The 5666-nt window shown below is 36.5% G+C and carries 4 protein-coding genes; 3 read left to right on the forward strand and 1 reads right to left on the reverse strand.

From position 1 onward, the window contains the following. Nucleotides 1–3149 (reverse strand): transcription-repair coupling factor (mfd, locus tag ENL20_02160; protein HHE37358.1); only part of this gene is annotated, 3149 nt, incomplete at its 3' end. Nucleotides 3150–3308: 159 nt separating this feature from the next. Here mfd and ENL20_02165 point away from each other — a divergent pair. From ENL20_02165 to ENL20_02175, 3 genes are all read left to right on the forward strand, one after another. After that, nucleotides 3309–4280: a hypothetical protein gene (locus tag ENL20_02165; GenBank protein ID HHE37359.1), complete on the forward strand. Its 972-nt coding sequence runs from the start codon at nt 3309–3311 to the stop codon at nt 4278–4280. Nucleotides 4281–4325: 45 nt separating this feature from the next. After that, nucleotides 4326–4700, forward strand: a complete 375-nt coding sequence (locus ENL20_02170) for a response regulator (GenBank protein ID HHE37360.1) — start codon at nt 4326–4328, stop codon at nt 4698–4700. Nucleotide 4701: 1 nt separating this feature from the next. Further along, the coding region (locus ENL20_02175; GenBank protein HHE37361.1) for a hypothetical protein at nt 4702–5666 on the forward strand (965 nt) is incomplete at its 3' end.

The following is a 5666-nucleotide window of genomic DNA, read 5'->3' on the forward strand; positions in this document are numbered from 1 at the left end:
ATTTTATAGTAAATAAGAGATAATAAGGCAGTTTCAGGAATTTTTCCAAAACGGTCAACCAACTCATTTTCGAGTTCTGTAAATTCTTTTTCCTCCCGGAAAGCCAGCATTTTTTTATAGATTTTCAATCTTTCTTTTTCATCGGAAATATAATTTTCAGGAAAATAATTATCGCTTCCTATTCTGATCAGACTTTCTGCTTTCGGTTTATCATCATTCCAGATATTTTGCGGATTATCCGATTGAATGCTTACTACTGCACGCTCCAAAAGACGGTTATAATAATTGAATCCAATCGTATTGATCAATCCGCTCTGCTTGGTTCCAAGCAAAGTTCCTACTCCGCGCAGTTCCATATCACGCATCGCGATTTGATAACCGCTGCCAAGAGATTCGTATTCCGTTAGAGTTTCCAGTCTTTTCCTTGCTTCTTCTGTCAATTTTGCAGGTATGATCAGATAAGCATAGGCTCTTCGATTACTTCTGCCGACTCTTCCGCGGATCTGGTAAAGTTGAGCCAGACCAAACATATCGGAGCGATTAACGATGATCGTGTTGGCGTTAGGAATGTCGATACCTGATTCGATGATGGTTGTGGCGACCAGAACATCGTATTTGTGATGAGCAAAATCCAGAGTGATAGCTTCCAGTTGTTTTTCAGGAAGTTGCCCATGGCCTACACAAAAACGGACATTTGGAAGTAGTTTCCTTAAATCAGAAGTGACACTTTCGATAGTTTGAACACGATTATGCACAAAGAAAACCTGTCCACCGCGATCGACTTCTCGATTGATCGCATCTTTGATTACTTCTTCATCGTAAGGAACGATCACGGTTCTGATCGGCAAACGGGCTTTGGGAGAAGTTCTGATCAATGAAAGTTCTTTCAGTTTGGAAAGAGCCATATACATTGTGCGCGGAATCGGAGTTGCGGACATATAAAGCGTATCCACATTGGATTTCAGTTTTCGTAATTTATCTTTATGACGTACTCCGAAGCGATGCTCTTCGTCGATGATGAGCAATCCAAGTCTCTTATATTTCACATCTTTGGAAAATAAGCGATGGGTTCCAATGGCAATATCGATCTCCCCGGTAGATAGTCGGGCAACATCTTTCTTCAGATTTAATTTGGAGCGAAACCGACTGAACATAGCGATCCTGATCGGATATTGAGCCAACCTTTCTTTGAAGACCAGGAAATGCTGTTCCGCAAGCAGAGTTGTCGGAACCAAAATCGCTACCTGCCATCCACTCATAACTGCTTTGAAGGCGGCTCTGATGGCAACTTCTGTTTTTCCAAAACCAACATCTCCACAGAGCAGTCTTTCCATCGGAGTTTCTGCTTCCATATCGTCTTTTATCTGTCTGGAAGTAAATTTCTGATCAGGAGTATCTTCATAAATAAATGAATCTTCCATCTCGTTTTGCCAGGTCGTATCACGATCGAAAGCGATTCCTTTACGAAGCTTCCTTTCCGCATAAAGTTTGACCAGGTCTTGAGCGATCAACTCGATCTGTTTTTTAGCTCTGGATTTTGTCTGTTCCCATCTTTTCCCGCCGAGTTTATGGATGGTAGGAGCAATTCCTTCTTCCGAAACAAACTTGGAAACGAGCGAAAGTTGGAATGTCGGAACATAAACAGCATCGTTATGAGCATATTTCAAGGAAAGACATTCGATCACATTACCATCGATAGTTAGTTTTTTCAGTCCTTCATAAATTCCGATTCCGTGATCGATATGAACAATATAATCACCCGGTTTGAGCGATTCATAATCAACGAGTGCTTCTTCGCTGGTAAAGCGAGCATGTCTGCGTTTGCGTTTGTATCGGCTGAAAATTTCATGGTCTGTGAAAATTGCCAGTTTGACATCTTCAAGCACGAATCCCTTTTGAAAAACTCCAAGCGAGAAATGTATTTTTTCTTCAAAATTTGTAAGTAGATCCTGCATTCTCTTACTCTGACTTTTATTATCGGACTGGATAAAAACAGTATAATCTTCCTCTAATTTTTGAGAAATATCTTTTTCCAGAATTTCCAGTTCTCCATACAGGTTTGTCTGCTGGATAAAAGGAGTTTCAATCTTTTGAGAAATTTCAGAATGATCATTGAAGGATGACGAAAGGAAGATATTTTTGAATTCTGTAAATATTTTATTCAGAAAGTGTTCACTTTCAAAGAGGTTTTCCGGTCTGGGAAGTATTGCTTTTTTATCTTTGAGAACAGCTTTTTGCCAGAAATCTGTAGTTTCCTCTGTAAGTTCTTTTAAATAGGAAGAGAAGAACTGAAATTCATCCCAGAAAAGAAGGCAATTATCGGTTAAAAAATAATCGATAAAACTCTCGATTTCAGGTAATAACAAAGAAACATCCAGTTCGATCCCTTCATAAAAACCGTATTTATGGATCTTTTCCCATAATTTCTCATCAGCATCGATATCGTGAAGGGAAAATTCACGGGGAGGAATAAGAGTAACTGCATCGAGTTCTTCTCCGGTCGAACGCTGCGAACTTACGGAAAAGACACGCATTGTCTCGATATCATCTCCAAAAAACTCGATTCTGACTGGTTTGGAAGAATCCGGACTGAACACATCGATGATCCCGCCGCGACGGGCAACATCTCCAACTTTTGAGACTTGATATTCATTCTGATAACCCATTCCCACAAGATTGGAGATCAAAATATCAGGATTGTATTCGGAAATTTTCTGCAGGTGAATAATGTTCTTTTTGAATATCTTTGCGGAAACGATTTTCCGTAAAAAAGAGCGAAGCGAAACACTGAAAACAGCCGGTCTTCCCGAAACAACTCGCGAAAGTGTCGTTATCCTTTGAGCGCGGATCGTGTAATGAGGAGAACGTTGTTCATAAGGCAGTACTTCATAATCCGGGAGAAAAAAGGAATTGTTTTTTCCAATCAGAAGATCGAGATCATCGAGGTAATCTTCAGCGAGTTTATCGTCGGCAGTGATGAAAATAATATTTTTTTTGGTTTGTTCAAAAGCACGAGACAGAAGTAGGGATTTTGCCGAACGATTCAGTTTATAAAATAAAGTTCCGGATATTTTTGCGGAAAGAACTGAATCAAATTGGTTGATGAAGTTGGAATTGTCAAGTATAGGTTTTAATTGAGGGTAAAGCATAATTTATAAATCTTTATTCTATTTCCTTTTTTCTAAAAAACCATTTTTAAAATTTAGAGCTCAATCAATAATATCTGTGTATTTGTCAAATCTTTTGGAATATTTGAAATAAAAGACCATTTTTATTGACATTCAAAGAAATCAATAAACATTGAACTCATGAATAAAATAAAAAAGAAACAATTATCTGAAAAGATAAAAAATATTCCCGAGCAAAAAGGGATTTTCTCTTTTTCCGATAATGAAAAAATACTATATGTCTGTAAAACATCAAACATAAAAAAAAGGATTGAATTTTTTCAAAATAATATTGGAAATGACAAAACGATCCTGCAATTGATGTCTTTAACAGAAACCATCGAGTGGGAAATTACGCCGACGCTTTTTTCTGCTTTGATCAAAGAAAAGAAGATCATCAGCAGCAAAAATCCTGAATTCAATTATCAACTAAAACCTTATTCAAGTTATGTTTATCTCGGCATAGATTTTTATCGACCGCCGTATTTCAGGATCACGGAAAATACGCAGGGAGAACTTTTTTATCTCGGTCCTTTCCGCGATCGTTTTTTTCTGCACGATTTTATGCAAACAATGATGTACCTTTTTCAATATCCGGCTTGCGAGGATGAAAACTATCCGTGCAGATTTTATCAGAAAAAGATTTGTACCGGATTTTGTTTGCAGGACAGTAAAGAAATAAACGAAATCATTCAAAAGTTCTATTTGTTTCCCAATTTTAAAATTTTGGAAAATATTGATCAGAAACGGGAAGAATTATCCCAAAACCTGGAATTTCAAAAAGCAGATCTAGTACAGAAACAGTCATACCTGATCAGCAAATATTATCAAATCCTGAAATTTCTTCATACTACAAAATCGATTGAGATGGAATTTTCCGAAAATAATATTTTCTGCAAAATCAAGAAAGGAAAACTTTCCGAACTGAATGAAAACGGAGTTATCCAATACTTTGAATCCGCAGAATTGAATTATCGAAAAAATGAGAAATTGGCGCTTGAAAAAGACCAACTCGACGAAATGTGGATCATTTATGATTTTTTGCATAAAACTTATCCAAAAGAAATTGACAAAATATATTCAAAATCGATTTCAACGACAAATATTTTTTGAGTTATCCTTAATTTTGTCGGATAATGTAAAAACGGAGATGGTGTAATGGAGAAAAGAATTCTCGTTGTGGATGATGAAATAGAAGTTACGGAATATCTAAAATTAGAATTGGAAGAATGTAGCCGGGACTGGCGTGTTATCTGCAAAAATTCCGGATATGAAGCATTACGGGAAATTATGGAAGGAAATATCGATCTGCTGCTGACGGATATTGCCATGCCCGATATGGACGGATATGAACTCTATGCGCGCATCAAAGAACTGAACGAAAAAATACCGATCATTATGATGACAGGATTCGGATATGATCCGAACCATGCAGTTGTGAAATCCAGGAAAGCGGGTTTGCAGGATGTGATCTTTAAACCGTTTGACATTAAAAAATTATTCGAGATGATCAAAAAGAGGATGCAGGAATAAGATGATCAAAATAAAGGGATTTGAGAACTATCTGAAATTTCCTCAAATTCCGAAATCAAGAAAATTAAACTTCCGAATTCGCTACACTTCGACGGGGCAAGCCGAAAACACCGCAAGAACGCCGAAAAACAAGAATCAAAAAAAAAGCACAAAATTTTTATTTTTATTATTTTTTTTTACTGTTCTCAATCTCTTCAGTGAGCAGCAAATCTATGAAAATATAACAATTGAATCAGCACCAAAAGATATAAATTTTGCCCAAAAAATAATCCGTGAGTTTGCTTCTGATATTGAAAAATTCCAGAGAAAGATCGGACTTTATCCTGATATTCCTGTAAAAATTTATATTGCCGAAGATCAAAAAGATTATCTCTCGATCATTAATAAAAATATGAAGATCATGGAGTTCAGTCAGGGATTTTACAGCAGCAAAACGAATACGATCTATATCAGAAATCCTCAAAAAATAAGAGGTTTTATAAAAATCAGAAAACTTGTTCTGCACGAGTATATTCACCTGTTCATAAATTATTATTGGAAAAATCCTCCGCTCTGGTTCCATGAAGGAATGGCTGTCTATTTTTCAGATGATTTGAGTTACGATCGAGAATTGAATTTTATCAAAAATTATATTTTGGGAAATTCTCTTTGTTTGGAAGAAATGAAATTCCGCTACCCGAAAAACAGGATTGAATGGGAATCTTTTTATGCAAAATCTGCACTCGCCGTGAAATATCTTTTTGCAAAAAAAAGGCAGGAATTTTATACTCTCTGGGATAATGCTCTTCCTTCCAGAGATTTCGATAAAATTTTCCTGCAAAGTTTTTACTTTACGACAAAAGACTTTTCTAATTTTTTTGAGGAGTACAGTAAAACACATTTCCGGGCAGAGATTTTGCTGGCTTCAACAGGAATCATCTGGGGGATTTTACCTTTGATCTTTATTATCGGAGTGATCAGACGGAA

The sequence above is a fragment of the Candidatus Cloacimonadota bacterium genome, assembly GCA_011372345.1.
In the GTDB taxonomy this organism is placed as follows: Bacteria; Cloacimonadota; Cloacimonadia; order Cloacimonadales; family TCS61; genus DRTC01.

What these genes read in the sequence shown, in the direction of transcription:
- ENL20_02170 (HHE37360.1), top strand. Translation starts at nt 4,326, where the DNA reads ATGGAGAAAAGAATTCTCGTTGTGGATGATGAAATAGAAGTTACGGAA.
- ENL20_02165 (HHE37359.1), top strand. Translation starts at nt 3,309, where the DNA reads ATGAATAAAATAAAAAAGAAACAATTATCTGAAAAGATAAAAAATATT.